This window comes from Pseudomonas quebecensis (genome assembly GCF_026410085.1).
Classification (GTDB): Bacteria; Pseudomonadota; Gammaproteobacteria; order Pseudomonadales; family Pseudomonadaceae; genus Aquipseudomonas; species Aquipseudomonas quebecensis.
The window spans coordinates 516,354-529,669 of the sequence record NZ_CP112866.1; the positions used below are offsets into that span (position 1 = coordinate 516,354).

The following is a 13,316-nucleotide window of genomic DNA, read 5'->3' on the forward strand; positions in this document are numbered from 1 at the left end:
GAGTAGGAACAGGTTTGGAACGTATAGCGGTCATCGACTTTGAAACCACCGGCATCACCCCGAGCAGCCAGTGCCGGGCCACGGAAATTGCCGTGGTCATCCTTGAGCGCGGGCACATCGTCGACCGCTACCAGAGCCTGATGAATGCCGGCGTGCGCGTGCCGGGCTTTATCGAACAACTGACCGGCATCAGCACCGCCATGTTGCGCAGCGCACCACCGGCCGAGCGGGTGATGAACGAAGTCAACGAGTTCGTCGGCATCACGCCGCTGCTGGCGCACAACGCCGCATTCGACCAGAAATTCTGGGACTACGAACTGGGCCTGATCCGCCGCACCCGCCTGCAGAAATTCGCCTGTTCCCTGCTGCTGGCCCGCCGCCTGATGCCCTCGGCACCCAACCATAAGCTCGGCACCTTGAATGCTTTCGCTCAACTGCCTCATACCGGCAAGGCTCACCGTGCATTGGCGGACGCGGAAATGGCCGCCAACCTGACGGCGCATTTGGCCCAGGAACTGCGACGTACCCATGGCCTGCGCGAACTGTCCCACGACCTGCTGTGCACCTTGCAGAAGGTGCCGGCGGCGAAGATCAATGAGCATTTAAAGAAGCATCGCGGGTTCTGACAGAACAACTCCGCTGGAAATGTGGGAAGGGGCTTGCCCCCGATTGTGGTGTGTCAGTCACAGATTAGCTGACCGGTCCACCGCTATCGGGGGCAAGCCCCCTCCCACGTTAGTTATGTGTCGTTCATCGAGGCTGCACACACTCCAGAGCCTGATCCACCACTCCCTTTGCCATCTCCACCAAATGCATCACCGCCCGCTGCTGCACATCCATCGCTTCCCCCGACGAATGTGCGGTGCCCACCGCGCAGTGCAACAAATCCGCCGCGTGGGCGAGGGCGTCTTCGAGGCTCAGGTTGTCGTTCAGGGTGAAAGTGGGCGCATCGGGGGCGCTGGCTTTGAGGTAGTAGTCGATGGCGCGGCGGTGGAGCAGGGCGTCTTCGCTGGGGAAGTGGGGTGGATCGGGGGTAACTTTGACCATGATGTCGCTTCTCCGTCAGATAAGAAGCTGCACCATTCGCTTGCACGCGAATTAGGGTGGCAGCGGTACGCGGGTGTGCAAGACCGAGACGGAGTTCGGTAGATCCGAAGATCTCCCGCGTACAACTGCCATAACGAATTACCGCCTGAAAAAACAGACGTTAAAGAGTTAAAGCTTTTGAGTATTACCGTCGGCGGACTTGCACGTCCGGTCACCGAAAACTCGATGACTGGGCGAGACTAGCTACCTGATCCGACGGAAACAAGGCCGTGGGATTCTCTCGGAAACGTCCCGCAAATGAAAGGGATCGGTCTTGCTGGCCTTTGAAACAACAGCTCTTTTTCGGGGCGTTTATTTGCTTTCTGAATAGTCAGTAAGCTTAGACTTGCTGTCATGTCGGACTTTTCTGGATTTTCCCGTCTCCCGTCTATAGCCCTTCGCTGCGACCTAAGATCCCTGCTGTCATTTACGTACAGGGACTACGTCATGCAGGAAAGCGATCTTCACACAGCAATCATGCGAAGCCAGTTTGAACTCCAGCGTAACGGCATCGATTTCGGCTCAACTTCAAACGTGGCGTTTCATTTGGGAAACGCGATGACAAGCTGCCCGGCAGTCATGGTTTTACCTGGTTCGCCAAGCTGGACCCATGGCGCCAGTTACCAGCTCCTCAAGCCCGTGCATGCTGACTCCTCGGTGCCGAGCACCACGTTTGACGAACTCTGGAAATGCACACAGCAACACTACGGCTTGACGGCCGCAACGGTTCTCACTGGTGCCGCGGGCATACCTATCAGCAAAATGGCCGTGGGCACTTGGGTTCATGTTGGCTCCAGCAAAACGACGAACTTGGCGAGTCTTATTGGCATGCGCTTTTTCCCCCGTACATTGATCAGGCAACCCACGGTGGCCAGAATGGCGAAAGCAACGTTTGGCACCGTCCGGGTATTTGGCATTATTGGGCGGGGCATTCCGTTCGTAGCTGCGGGGTTAGCTGTTTTTGATCTAATCAGTATTGGTAAGTGCGCCTATGAGGCCAGAAATGGAAGGTAGCCCGACTAGAACCGAGATCAGCGAAAAGGTAATTCAGCTATTCGTCGATATCATCGGCTTTATCGACCGAAGTCAGGTCACGGAGCAAACGGACTTCATCCATGACTTCAAGATTATTGATGATGATTTGACCTGCTTTGTCATGCAGATCAAGTGGCAATTCAACTTGCAGGCGACGCAGGAGGATTGGGATCACATCACTACCATCAAGCAGATAGTCGACTTGATCGTTGAGCGCGCGAATTTGCAGTGCGGCCACTGACGCCATCGGGGGCAAGCCCCCTCCCACATTGGATCTGTGTTTACCTTCGGATTGGCGCAGTCAACGCGGTCAAAACTGTGGGAGGGGGCTTGCCCCCGATGGCAATCTGTCAGTCACAGATTAGCTGACCGGTCCACCGCTATCGGGGGCAAGCCCCCTCCCACATTAGTTATGTGTCGTTCATCGAGGCTGCACACACTCCAGAGCCTGATCCACCACTCCCTTTGCCATCTCCACCAAATGCATCACCGCCCGCTGCTGCACATCCATCGCTTCCCCCGACGAATGTGCAGTGCCCACCGCGCAGTGCAACAAATCCGCCGCGTGGGCGAGGGCGTCTTCGAGGCTCAGGTTGTCGTTCAGGGTGAAAGTGGGCGCATCGGGGGCGCTGGCTTTGAGGTAGTAGTCGATGGCGCGGCGGTGGAGCAGGGCGTCTTCGCTGGGGAAGTGGGGTGGATCGGGGGTAACTTTGACCATGATGTCGCTTCTCCGTCAGATAAGAAGCTGCACCATTCGCTTGCACGCGAATTAGGGTGGCAGCGGTACGCGGGTGTGCAAGACCGAGACGGAGTTCGGTAGATCCGAAGATCTCCCGCGTACAACTGCCATAACGAATTACCGCCTGAAAAAACAGACGTTAAAGAGTTAAAGCTTTTGAGTATTACCGTCGGCGGACTTGCACGTCCGGTCACCGAAAACTCGATGACTGGGCGAGACTAGCTACCTGATCCGACGGAAACAAGGCCGTGGGATTCTCTCGGAAACGTCCCGCAAATGAAAGGGATCAGTCTTGCTGGCCATCCAAGCATTCTGACGGCGTCGCGATCGTTGAGCGCTCGAATTTGCGGTGCGGCCACTGACGCCATCGGGGGCAAGCCCCCTCCCACATTGGATCTGTGTTTACCTTCGGATTGCGTAGTCAACGCGGTCAAAACTGTGGGAGGGGCAAGCCCCCTCCCACATTGGATCTGTGTTTACCTTCGGATTGCGTAGTCAACGCGGTCAAAACTGTGGGAGGGGCAAGCCCCCTCCCACATTGGATCTGTGTTTACCTTCGGATTGCGCAGTCAACGCGGTCAAAACTGTGGGAGGGGGCTTGCCCCCGATGGCGATCTATCAGCCAAGCGTTTTCCCATTGCCTTCCAATTGCCCCAACGGCACTCGCCGTTCTATCGCGCTCGATAGGATGATCGAGGTCTTGCTGAACCCAAACTTTGCAATCCGGTTGATCAGGTTTTCCAGCTCCTGCATCGACCCCACCGCCGCCTGCATGATCACGCAGGGGTCGCCGGTGACGCGGTGGCACTCGGTCAGTTCGGGGATTTCGGCGAGGGCGTCGTAGACCTTTTGATTACCGTGGTGGGTCAGGCGCAGTTCAATCACGCATTGAATCGGTAAGCCCACTTTGGACAGGTCCACCTTGGCCTGATAGCCGGTGATTACCCCGCTGGCCTCCAGCTTGGCCACGCGTTCGGCCACGGCCGGGGCGGAGAGGTTAACGATGCGCGCCAGTTGTGCGTAGGACGCGCGGCCGTCTTCAAGCAGGGCGTTGAGGAGCATGCGGTCGTATTTGTCCATAGAAAGGCTCCAATCACCGGTTGCTTTCGAAAACAAAGCTTATAGCCCCCATAACCCTGTTTTGAAAAGTGTATGGGCCGTTTAAACAGGTTTTGTAACTTATTTTTATCCGCCTGCCTTTCTAGAATAAGCCTCCCGTTTCCGTCATAGAGCCGCCCCATGCCTGGCCCACGTCGCTTTCCCTTACCGTTGATCGCTGCCTTCTTTGCTTTATATGTGATCTGGGGTTCCACCTACCTGGTGATCCGCATCGGCGTCGAATATTGGCCGCCGCTGTTGCTAGCGGGGATTCGGTTTTGCACGGCGGGGGCGTTGATGTATGGCTACCTCAGATGGCGTGGGGTGCCGGCGCCGACCTGGAAGCAGTGGAAAGCCGCCGGGATGATCGGCATTTTGCTGCTCACCTTCGGCAATGGCGGCGTCAGCGTGGCCGAGCACACCGGCGTGTCGTCCGGTGTGGCGGCGCTGGCGGTAGCGACGGTGCCGCTGTTCACCCTGCTGTGCGGGTACTTCTGGGGCGCGCGTAATACGCGACTGGAATGGGCCGGGGTGATCCTGGGGATCGTCGGCATCGCCATGCTCAACATGGGCAACACCCTGCAGTCGAGTCCGATAGGGGCCGCGTTGTTGCTGTTTGCGGCGGCGTCATGGGCGTTCGGCTCGGTGTGGAGCCGGCAGTTGCCGTTGCCCCAGGGCGCCATGGCCAGTGCCGCGGAAATGCTGGTGGCCGGTGTGGCGTTGTTGATCGTCAGTGCGCTGTCCGGCGAGCACCTGCAGGCGATGCCTCCGTTGGAAGGCTGGCTGGCCCTGGCTTACTTGACCGTATTCGGCTCGATCATCGCCTTCAACGCCTATATGTACCTGCTCAAGCACGTGCGCCCGGCAGCGGCGACCAGTTACGCCTACGTCAACCCGGCGGTGGCGGTGTTGCTGGGGATTGTGTTCGTCGGTGAAACCATCGGCCTGGAAGAAGCCCTGGCCATGCTGGTGATTATCAGCGCGGTGCTGTTGATCAGCCTGCCCCAGTGGCGCAAGCCCAAGCCGGAAATAAGGTAAACTGCCGCGCATTGCGACCTTGCGTTGATTTTTCCTACGGTAACTACATGACTTTCGCCACCCTTGGCCTGATCGAACCCTTGCTGCGCGCCCTTGAGACGCTCGGCTACCAGACCCCGACGCCGGTGCAGGCGCAAGCCATTCCGGCGGTGCTGGCCGGTCGCGACCTGATGGCCGCCGCCCAGACCGGCACCGGCAAGACCGCCGGCTTCGCCGTGCCGTTGCTGCAATTGCTGACCCTGGAAGGGCCGAAAGTCGCCGCCAACTCGGCACGCGCGCTGATCCTGTGCCCAACCCGTGAGCTGGCCGAGCAGGTCCACGCCAGCGTCGCCGAATATGCGCAACACCTGCCGCTGACCACCTACGCGGTGTACGGCGGCGTGAGCATCAACCCGCAAATGATGAAGCTGCGCAAGGGCGTCGACATCCTGGTCGCCACCCCTGGCCGCTTGATCGATCTGTTCCGCCAGAACGCGCTGAAGCTCAATCAGCTGCAGACCCTGGTGCTGGACGAAGCGGATCGCATGCTCGACCTGGGCTTCTCCGAAGAACTGGCGAACATCTACCGAATGCTGCCGAAAAAGCGCCAGACCCTGTTGTTTTCGGCGACCTTCTCCGATGACATCCGCCTACTGGCCGGGCAGATGCTCAACGACCCGCTGAGCATCGAAGTCAGCCCACGCAACGTGGCGGCCAACACCGTCAAGCAGTGGGTGGTGCCGGTGGACAAGAAGCGCAAGCCGGAGCTGTTTGTGCACCTGATGCGCAAAGGCCGCTGGAAGCAGGTGCTGGTGTTTGCCAAGACCCGCAACGGCGTGGATGCGCTGGTGGACAAGTTGCAGGGCCTGGGCATCAATGCCGACGGCATCCATGGCGACAAACCCCAGGCTACGCGCCAACGCGCGCTGGACCGCTTCAAGTCCAGCGATGTGCAGATCCTGGTGGCCACCGATGTGGCGGCCCGTGGCCTGGACATTGAAGACCTGCCGCTGGTGGTCAACTTCGACCTGCCGATCGTGGCCGAGGACTACATCCACCGTATCGGCCGCACTGGCCGCGCGGGCAACACCGGTGAGGCGATTTCCCTGGTGTGTGCCGATGAAGTGAACATGCTGTCGGCCATCGAGATGCTGACCCGTCAGACCCTCACGCGCAAAACCGAGCCGGACTTTGAGCCCGAGCACCGGGTGCCGGATACCGATGCCAGCGGGCAAGTGGTGAAGAAGCCGAAAAAACCGAAGAAGCCCAAGGCGTCCGGTGGTGGCGGCAAGAGCAATCTGGGCAAGTGGGTGGACAGTGGGGACGCGGCGCCGGTGGAGCCGTCGATCAAGCCGGTGCGCAAGGTGCCGGTGTTTAATACCGGGCCGCGTAAGAAGAAGTAAATGATCGTTCCCACGCTCTGCGTGGGAATGCATCCTGTGACGCTCTGCGTCACGACTCTACAGCGGGACGCGGAGCGTCCCTGGCGGCATTACCACGCGGAGCGTGGGAACGATCAGCGGTTCAACCATTCCAGCATGCCCCGCCCAGCTGCTCGACCACTGGCAAAGCACCCCGTCAGCAAATACCCGCCGGTCGGCGCTTCCCAATCCAGCATCTCGCCCGCACAAAACACCCCCGGCAATTGCTTGAGCATCAAGCGCTCATCCAACGCTTCAAAGGGCACGCCGCCTGCGGTGCTGATGGCTTCATCCATTGGCCGGGTTTTCACCAGCGTCAGGGGTAACGCCTTGATATCCACCGCCAATTGCGCGGGATCCTGGAAGTGATCGGCTGGCGTCAACTCGCGCAGCAGCGCGGCTTTCACCCCATCCAACCCCAACTGGCTGTGCAAATGCTTGCTTATCGAGCGCGAGCCACGCGGCTTGGTCAGGGCGGCCTGGACCTTATCCAGCGGTTTGCTCGGCAGCAAATCGATATGCACGGTGGCCGCGCCGTCGCGGTTGATCGCTTCCCGAATCGGCGCCGACAACGCATAGATCAAGCTGCCCTCGATACCAGTGGCGGTGATCACGCATTCGCCCAGCCGCGGTTTGTCGTCCCCCAAGCCGATGGCGACGTTTTTCAACGGCGCGCCGGCGAATTTGCTGACCATCAAATCGCTCCAGGCCGACACCTCGAAACCACAGTTGCTCGGTTGCAGGCGGACGTAGGGCACGCCTTTGTCTTCCAGCAGCTTGAGCCAGGCGCCGTCGGAACCCAGGCGCGACCAACTGCCGCCGCCCAGGGCCAACAGCACGGCCTCGCTGCGGACAACTGTTTCGCCGTCCGGGCTGTGGATAAGTAAATCGCCCTCGGCATTCCAGCCCACCCAGCGATGGCGGGTGTGGATAACCACGCCTTGGTCGCGCAGGCGCTTGAGCCAGGCACGTAAGAGCGGGGCGGCTTTCAAGTCGGTAGGAAATACGCGGCCGGAGGTGCCGACAAAAGTTTGAATACCCAGGCCATGAATCCACTCGCACAACGCTTGGGCACCAAACTCACGCAGCAAGGGCGCCATTTGCGCGGCGCGCTCGGCGTAGCGGGCCACAAAGGCCGGGTACGCCTCGGAATGGGTGATGTTCATACCGCCTACGCCCGCCAGCAGGAACTTGCGCCCCACCGAGGGCATGCCGTCGTAGAGGTCCACATGCACCCCGGCCAGGCTCAAGACTTCGGCGGCCATCAGCCCGGCTGGGCCGCCGCCGATGATGGTTGCGTGTCGAGAGGAAATGTCGGGCATGGGCAGGGCTACGATCGCGAAAACAAGCTGAGCATTCTACCTGAGGAGTGCGACGCTGCCTGATCAAAAAATGTACAGCTTCCTACAGGCTATGCAGAGACTGGCTCTCAGCCGCTTACGCTCAAGTTATCCACAGGCCGTTCCACAGCCATTGTGGGTAACGCTCACAAATCAATGACAACCTGATGACGTCCACACCCGCTGCGCGCTGTGGTGCAGGATGCCGTGGCGGCGGGCCAGGGCCGTGCGGTCTTTGCTGTAGCCGCCGCCGATCACGCCCATCACCGGAATGTCGCGGCCCAGACAGTGACGCATCACGCGTTCATCGCGGTCGGCCAGGCCTTGGTCTGTCAGCTTGAGGTAACCGAGGGCGTCATCCTTATGCACATCTACGCCGGCGTCGTACAGCACCAGGTCGGGCTGATACAGCGGCAACAGGTAGTTGAGGGCGTCATCGACCACTTTGAGATAGTCGGCATCGCCCATGCCCATGGGCAGTGGGATGTCCCAGTCGCTGTGGGCCTTGCGCGCGGGGAAGTTTTTTTCGCAGTGCAGCGACACGGTGATCGCTTCCGGGGTGTCGTGCAGGATGCGCGCAGTGCCGTCGCCCTGGTGCACGTCGCAATCGAAGATCAGCACGCGGTCGACCCGGCCGCTTTCCAGCAGGTAACGGCTGATTACCGCCAGGTCATTGAAAATGCAAAAGCCTGCCGGGTAATCGTAATGGGCATGGTGGGTGCCGCCCGCCAGATGGCAGGCCAGGCCGTGCTCCAACGCTTGCTCGGCGGCCAGGATCGAACCGCCCACCGCTCGCACCGTGCGCCGGGCCAGGGCTTCGCTCCAGGGCAGGCCGAGGCGCCGTTGGTCTTCGCGGGACAACTCGCCGCTCATGTAGCGTTCGATATACCCAGGTTCATGGGCCAGGGCCAGAATCTGCGGCGGGCACAATGACGGGCGCAGCAGTTGGCTGTCCTTGGTCAGGCCGCTGGCCACCAGGTGGTCACGCAGCAGGCGGAATTTGTCCATCGGGAACCGGTGGTCCGCCGGGAACTCCGGGCTGTAGTCATCGTGGTAGATCAGTGGCAATGGCATGGAATTTTCTGACGGGAATCTGCGACTGATCTTAACAGCGCTGTACACTCACGCACATGGCAAGGGAGGGGCCCCATGGAGCCGATACTGGAATTGGAAAGCGCGCGGCTGGTGCTGCGCCAGTGGCGCGACAAAGACCTCAAGGCATTTGCGAGCATGTGCGACGACCCTCAGGTGATGCGCTATTTCCCGGCCCGGCTGAGCCACCTGGAAAGCGCCGCCTTGATCGGGCGCATCCGTGGCCATTTCGCCGAATACGGCTTCGGTTTCTGGGCCTTGCAGCGCAAGGACAGCGGCGAATTCATCGGCTTCACCGGGTTGCAGAACGTCAGCTTTGAAACCGGCTTCACCCCGGCGGTGGAAATTGGCTGGCGCCTGGCGCGCGAGCATTGGGGCCTGGGGTACGCCAGTGAGGCCGCCTGGGCCGCCTTGCGTTGTGGTTTCGACCGCTTGCAGCTGGATGAAATCGTTGCCTTCACCACCGAAGCCAATCTGCCTTCACAAAAAGTCATGCAGGCCATCGGTATGCATTACGATCCGCAGGCCGATTTTGAACACCCCAAAGTCGCAGCCGACGACCCGCTGCGTCATCATGTTTTGTACCGCATCACCCGCGCCCAATGGTTGGACACGCTGCACGGATAAGCAGCCCGGAATGCCCTATCGTTTTTAGGAGTTGCTCTATGAGCCAAGTATTGGAAGATCTGGTGGACCTGCTGACCCTGGAGCCGATCGAGGAAAACCTCTTTCGCGGCCGCAGCCAGGACCTGGGTTTTCGCCAGTTGTTCGGTGGCCAGGTGCTCGGGCAGTCGTTGTCGGCGGCCAGCCAGACCGTCGAAGAAGCGCGGCATGTGCATTCCCTGCACGGTTACTTTCTGCGCCCCGGCGATGCGGCGCTGCCGGTGGTGTACTCGGTGGACCGCGTGCGCGACGGCGGCAGCTTCAGCACGCGCCGGGTCACGGCGATCCAGAAGGGCCAGCCGATTTTTACCTGCAGCGCCTCGTTCCAATACGACGAAGTCGGCTTTGAGCACCAGACCACCATGCCGGTGGTGGTCGGCCCGGAGAATCTGCCGTCGGAGCTGGAGCTGACGCGCCAGCGCGCGCACCTGATCCCCGAACCCATGCGCGACAAGCTGCTGTGCGCCAAACCGATCGAAGTGCGCCCGGTCACCGAAAAAGACCCGTACAACCCCCAGCCGTCCGACCCGGTCAAGTACGTGTGGTTTCGTGCCGACGGCGCCCTGGCCGATGCGCCGGCGCTGCATAAATACCTGCTGGCCTACGCCTCGGACTTCGGCCTGCTGACCACCTCGTTGCTGCCCCATGGCAAGACCGTATGGCAGAAAGACATGCAGGTCGCCAGCCTCGACCACGCACTGTGGTTCCACGCCGACCTGCGCGCCGACGATTGGCTGCTCTACGCCATGGACAGCCCGTGGGCCGGCAACTCTCGGGGGTTCTCCCGTGGCAGCGTGTACAACCGCGCCGGGCAACTGGTGGCGTCGGTGACCCAGGAAGGCCTGATCCGCCATCGCAAGGATTGGGCATGAGCCTGGCGGACGTTAAGCACTGGGTGTTCGACATGGATGGCACCCTGACGGTGGCCGTGCATGATTTTGCGGCGATCCGCGTGGCGCTGGAGATCCCGCCCGAAGACGATATTCTCACCCACCTGGCGGCACTGCCCGCCGAGGTGGCGGCGGCCAAGCATGCCTGGTTGCTGGAGCACGAGCGTGAACTGGCGCTGGGCTCGGTGGCGGCCGACGGTGCGGTGGAACTGGTGCGCGAGTTGTCCGCACGCGGGTATCGCCTGGGCATCCTGACCCGCAACGCGCGGGAGCTGGCCCATGTCACGTTGCAGGCCATCGGCCTGGCCGACTGCTTCGCCGTGGAAGACGTGCTGGGCCGCGAAGACGCGCCGCCCAAGCCGCAACCGGGTGGTTTGTTGAAATTGGCGGCGGCGTGGCAGGTATCGCCCGATGAAATGGTGATGGTCGGAGATTACCGCTTCGACCTCGATTGCGGCCGTGCGGCGGGAACCCGGACCGTGCTGGTGAACCTGCCGGAGAACCCGTGGCCCGAGTTGGCGGACTGGCATGCCGCAGACTGCGCGGCACTGCACCGGATGATCCAGCCCAGGCAATGACTATCAAAGGTGGGAGGGGCGGTGTGACGGTTCGACTTACCCGATGACGGTGAGTCAGCAACAGCTGGGTGACTGACCCACCGCTATCGGGGCACGGGTATCTACCTATCTTCAGTGAAAACATCACGTCAGTACATGAAGCTCTTGTGGTGAGCGGGCTTGCCCCGCGCTGGGCTGCGAAGCGGCCCCAAACTCGGGCACCTCGGAGTGTCAGTTGAAACCACATCGCCTGGAATGGGGCTGCTTCGCAGCCCAGCGCGGGGCAAGCCCGCTCACCACAACAAGTCTAGGTCACCACAACAAGGCCAGGTCATCACAGCAAGCCAAGGTCACCACAACAAGCCCGGCTCACTACAAACAGCCGAGTTCACCACAGAGTTATTTCAGCCTGTGAGGGTTGCGTGGATACCTATGGCTCTCGGGTGCTAGCCGCTTCCCACAGGTTGCGCCTGTTTTGTTCAGTTAAAGCTGGGGAAACAGTACTTTCTGGCCTTCGGGCGATCTGAGCATCCCATCGCCGTTATGCCCCACCCCTGGCACTTCCACCAGTTCCTGGCGCAGCTGCGGATGGCGTTGTTTGAGGTAGTCAAAATAGTTGTGCCCGCGAATCAGCCGATAGGCGCCCTGGGCCTCGGCCTCGCAGCCTTTATCCAGCGCGGGGTGGTTGGGGTTGGTGTCTTGTTGGCCGAGCAGATACGTGATGCTGCGTGACACGTAGGTTTGCTCAAGTTGCGCGGCGCTTTGGCCGTTGGCGTACGCCGGCAGTTTTTGCAGGCCGTACTTCCAGTCGTCGAAACCAGGGCAGGCCGCCGCGTCGAACGGCACGGGCCGTTGCGGGCTGAAGTAGGCGTAGGACGATGGATTGGCCACCACATAACGCAGGCGGATGCCTTCGTGATGCAAGGTCGGATGATCGTCGCCGAGGAGGGCAAAGCGCTGTACCACCTGGCCACCGCCGGAATGACCGGCGACCACGATGTCCTTGAGTGCCGGGAACAACCGGCGATCGCCCAAATGCTGGATCAGTTGGTCCAGCGCGCTGAAGGAGCTGACGTGATCGGCCCCCACCGACGGCTCGCCGGCCATCCAGTCATTGCCTTGCCAGCGCAGCACCGTATTGTCCAAGTGATTGCGCTGCGCATCGGCCTCGTTGAGAAACTGCGGGGCGATCACCAGCGTCGTATCGGCCTGGCCCGCCTGTTCGGCGGCGGCTTCGGCGCTGTGCAGATAGGTCTGCGCGTTGCGCAGGCGACCGTGCACGACGATCAGCACGCGGGTGACATGTGGCAACGGCTGGCGCCAGTCCTGGCTTACACCAAGGCTTAAGGCACCGGTCTCCAGCTGGAAACGATCGGGGCTGACTACCTTGACCCCATGCTCGACGGCCCCGGCGGTAGAGCAGGCCAGCCACATACCCAGCAGCAATCCCGATCGTTTATTCATTTAAAGGCTCTTGGCGTTAAAGGTGTCGCACTGGCTGATCTGGCCTTGGGCGAAGCCGGTCTTGAACCAGCGCACCCGCTGCGCGGAGGTGCCATGGGTGAACGAGTCCGGCACCACGCGGCCCTGGCCTTGCTGTTGCAAACGGTCATCGCCGATGGCGTTGGCCGCATTCAGGGCCTCTTCGATGTCGCCCGGTTCCAGCCAGTTCAAGCGTTTTTGTGCGCGGTTGGCCCACACGCCGGCAAAACAGTCGGCCTGCAGTTCCTGGCGCACCAGCAGGCCGCCATCGCCCTGCATCTGCATGCCTTGCTGGCGTGCGTCCTGGATCTTCGCCGAGATGCGGAGCAATGTCTGCACGTGGTGCCCGACTTCGTGGGCGATCACATAGGCCTGGGCGAAATCGCCGGCGGCCTGGAAGCGTTGGGACATTTCCCGGAAGAAGTCCAGGTCCAGGTACACCTGCTGGTCGGCCGGGCAATAAAACGGACCGCTCGCCGATGTGGCGCCACCGCAGGCGGAATTGACCCGGCCACGGAACAGAATCAGCTTGGGGTTCTGGTAGGTCTTGCCGTTTTCCTTGAACACCTGGCCCCAGGTGTCCTCGGTGTCGCCCAGCACCGCGCGGACGAAATCGGCCTGCTCATCGTTGGCCGGCGGTGCCTGACGCGGCTGGGTGCTGACCGACGGTGCCTGCTCCATCTGACCGGTCAACTGGCCGAGAATCTGCATCGGGTCCTGGCCGGTCAACCAGCCGATACCGACGATCAGCACAATCGCCGTGAGGCTCAGGCCCTTGCCGCCGCCGAAGCGCATCCCGCCGCCGCCACCACTGTCATCGCGGGCATCCACCACGTTGTCGCTGCGTCGGCCTTTTTTCCATAGCATGGGGCAATCCTCTTGATGAACGGTCCTAC

The 13,316-nt window shown here is 61.2% G+C and carries 15 protein-coding genes; 8 read left to right on the forward strand and 7 right to left on the reverse strand.

Annotated elements, in window-relative coordinates; translation table 11 throughout:
• Positions 1 to 14 precede the first annotated feature (14 nt).
• Positions 15 to 626: a 3'-5' exonuclease gene (locus OSC50_RS02500; protein ID WP_266246889.1), complete on the forward strand. Its 612-nt coding sequence runs from the start codon at positions 15 to 17 to the stop codon at positions 624 to 626.
• 124 nt (positions 627 to 750) lie between these two features.
• On the opposite strand, the gene OSC50_RS02505 is transcribed toward OSC50_RS02500, so the two are convergent.
• Positions 751 to 1,047, reverse strand: coding sequence for a DUF6124 family protein (locus OSC50_RS02505; protein WP_181079810.1), 297 nt, complete (start codon positions 1,045 to 1,047; stop codon positions 751 to 753).
• 486 nt (positions 1,048 to 1,533) lie between these two features.
• Here OSC50_RS02505 and OSC50_RS02510 point away from each other — a divergent pair, with 486 nt between their 5' ends.
• Positions 1,534 to 2,100 (forward strand): hypothetical protein, encoded by a 567-nt coding sequence (locus OSC50_RS02510; protein WP_181079812.1) that lies wholly within the window; start codon positions 1,534 to 1,536, stop codon positions 2,098 to 2,100.
• Entirely contained in the window at positions 2,090 to 2,362 is a 273-nt protein-coding gene (locus tag OSC50_RS02515; RefSeq protein WP_253509526.1) for an acyl carrier protein, read from the forward strand. The genes OSC50_RS02510 and OSC50_RS02515 overlap by 11 nt, the downstream gene beginning before the upstream one ends.
• Before the next feature lie 180 nt (positions 2,363 to 2,542).
• On the opposite strand, the gene OSC50_RS02520 is transcribed toward OSC50_RS02515, so the two are convergent.
• Both OSC50_RS02520 and OSC50_RS02525 read right to left on the reverse strand, forming a co-directional pair.
• Positions 2,543 to 2,839 (reverse strand): DUF6124 family protein, encoded by a 297-nt coding sequence (locus OSC50_RS02520; protein WP_181079810.1) that lies wholly within the window; start codon positions 2,837 to 2,839, stop codon positions 2,543 to 2,545.
• 639 nt (positions 2,840 to 3,478) lie between these two features.
• A complete protein-coding gene (locus tag OSC50_RS02525) occupies positions 3,479 to 3,940 on the reverse strand; it encodes an Lrp/AsnC family transcriptional regulator (RefSeq protein WP_034100874.1) in 462 nt (153 codons plus the stop codon).
• Between the two features lie 159 nt (positions 3,941 to 4,099).
• Here OSC50_RS02525 and yedA point away from each other — a divergent pair, with 159 nt between their 5' ends.
• The gene (yedA, locus tag OSC50_RS02530) at positions 4,100 to 4,996 is read left to right on the forward strand and encodes a drug/metabolite exporter YedA (RefSeq protein ID WP_266246886.1); all 897 of its coding nucleotides are present in this window, start codon (positions 4,100 to 4,102) and stop codon (positions 4,994 to 4,996) included.
• A 47-nt stretch (positions 4,997 to 5,043) separates the two neighbouring features.
• Entirely contained in the window at positions 5,044 to 6,378 is a 1,335-nt protein-coding gene (gene rhlE1 / locus OSC50_RS02535) for an RNA helicase RhlE1 (RefSeq protein ID WP_266246884.1), read from the forward strand.
• A 113-nt stretch (positions 6,379 to 6,491) separates the two neighbouring features.
• On the opposite strand, the gene OSC50_RS02540 is transcribed toward rhlE1, so the two are convergent.
• On the reverse strand, positions 6,492 to 7,718 hold the full coding sequence (locus tag OSC50_RS02540) for a TIGR03862 family flavoprotein (RefSeq protein WP_253509522.1): 1,227 nt from the start codon (positions 7,716 to 7,718) through the stop codon (positions 6,492 to 6,494).
• A 171-nt stretch (positions 7,719 to 7,889) separates the two neighbouring features.
• Complete coding sequence (locus OSC50_RS02545; RefSeq protein ID WP_181079806.1) at positions 7,890 to 8,810, reverse strand: histone deacetylase family protein; 921 nt, start codon at positions 8,808 to 8,810, stop codon at positions 7,890 to 7,892.
• 75 nt (positions 8,811 to 8,885) lie between these two features.
• On the opposite strand from OSC50_RS02545, the gene OSC50_RS02550 reads away from it, so the two are divergent.
• From OSC50_RS02550 to OSC50_RS02560, 3 genes are read left to right on the forward strand one after another with little or no spacing between them, the layout of a single operon-like run.
• The gene (locus tag OSC50_RS02550) at positions 8,886 to 9,455 is read left to right on the forward strand and encodes a GNAT family N-acetyltransferase (protein ID WP_181079805.1); all 570 of its coding nucleotides are present in this window, start codon (positions 8,886 to 8,888) and stop codon (positions 9,453 to 9,455) included.
• Between the two features lie 38 nt (positions 9,456 to 9,493).
• Positions 9,494 to 10,363 carry an acyl-CoA thioesterase II gene (gene tesB / locus OSC50_RS02555; RefSeq protein ID WP_181079804.1) on the forward strand — a complete coding sequence of 290 codons (870 nt, stop codon included), beginning with the start codon at positions 9,494 to 9,496 and terminating at the stop codon, positions 10,361 to 10,363.
• Positions 10,360 to 10,959 carry an HAD family hydrolase gene (locus OSC50_RS02560; RefSeq protein WP_181079803.1) on the forward strand — a complete coding sequence of 200 codons (600 nt, stop codon included), beginning with the start codon at positions 10,360 to 10,362 and terminating at the stop codon, positions 10,957 to 10,959. The genes tesB and OSC50_RS02560 overlap by 4 nt, the downstream gene beginning before the upstream one ends.
• Before the next feature lie 462 nt (positions 10,960 to 11,421).
• Here OSC50_RS02560 and OSC50_RS02565 read toward each other — a convergent pair whose 3' ends face one another.
• A complete protein-coding gene (locus OSC50_RS02565; RefSeq protein WP_266246879.1) occupies positions 11,422 to 12,402 on the reverse strand; it encodes an alpha/beta hydrolase in 981 nt (326 codons plus the stop codon).
• Positions 12,403 to 13,287, reverse strand: coding sequence for a KPN_02809 family neutral zinc metallopeptidase (gene ypfJ, locus OSC50_RS02570; RefSeq protein ID WP_266246877.1), 885 nt, complete (start codon positions 13,285 to 13,287; stop codon positions 12,403 to 12,405).
• Between the last annotated feature and the right edge of the window lie 29 nt (positions 13,288 to 13,316).

Bases quoted from the DNA above. Each gene is read 5' to 3' on its own strand.
- OSC50_RS02505 (WP_181079810.1), bottom strand. From the start codon at position 1,047: ATGGTCAAAGTTACCCCCGATCCACCCCACTTCCCCAGCGAAGACGCC.
- OSC50_RS02510 (WP_181079812.1), top strand. From the start codon at position 1,534: ATGCAGGAAAGCGATCTTCACACAGCAATCATGCGAAGCCAGTTTGAA.
- OSC50_RS02515 (WP_253509526.1), top strand. From the start codon at position 2,090: ATGGAAGGTAGCCCGACTAGAACCGAGATCAGCGAAAAGGTAATTCAG.
- OSC50_RS02520 (WP_181079810.1), bottom strand. From the start codon at position 2,839: ATGGTCAAAGTTACCCCCGATCCACCCCACTTCCCCAGCGAAGACGCC.
- OSC50_RS02525 (WP_034100874.1), bottom strand. From the start codon at position 3,940: ATGGACAAATACGACCGCATGCTCCTCAACGCCCTGCTTGAAGACGGC.
- yedA (WP_266246886.1), top strand. From the start codon at position 4,100: ATGCCTGGCCCACGTCGCTTTCCCTTACCGTTGATCGCTGCCTTCTTT.
- rhlE1 (WP_266246884.1), top strand. From the start codon at position 5,044: ATGACTTTCGCCACCCTTGGCCTGATCGAACCCTTGCTGCGCGCCCTT.
- OSC50_RS02540 (WP_253509522.1), bottom strand. From the start codon at position 7,718: ATGCCCGACATTTCCTCTCGACACGCAACCATCATCGGCGGCGGCCCA.
- OSC50_RS02545 (WP_181079806.1), bottom strand. From the start codon at position 8,810: ATGCCATTGCCACTGATCTACCACGATGACTACAGCCCGGAGTTCCCG.
- OSC50_RS02550 (WP_181079805.1), top strand. From the start codon at position 8,886: ATGGAGCCGATACTGGAATTGGAAAGCGCGCGGCTGGTGCTGCGCCAG.
- tesB (WP_181079804.1), top strand. From the start codon at position 9,494: ATGAGCCAAGTATTGGAAGATCTGGTGGACCTGCTGACCCTGGAGCCG.
- OSC50_RS02560 (WP_181079803.1), top strand. From the start codon at position 10,360: ATGAGCCTGGCGGACGTTAAGCACTGGGTGTTCGACATGGATGGCACC.
- OSC50_RS02565 (WP_266246879.1), bottom strand. From the start codon at position 12,402: ATGAATAAACGATCGGGATTGCTGCTGGGTATGTGGCTGGCCTGCTCT.
- ypfJ (WP_266246877.1), bottom strand. From the start codon at position 13,287: ATGCTATGGAAAAAAGGCCGACGCAGCGACAACGTGGTGGATGCCCGC.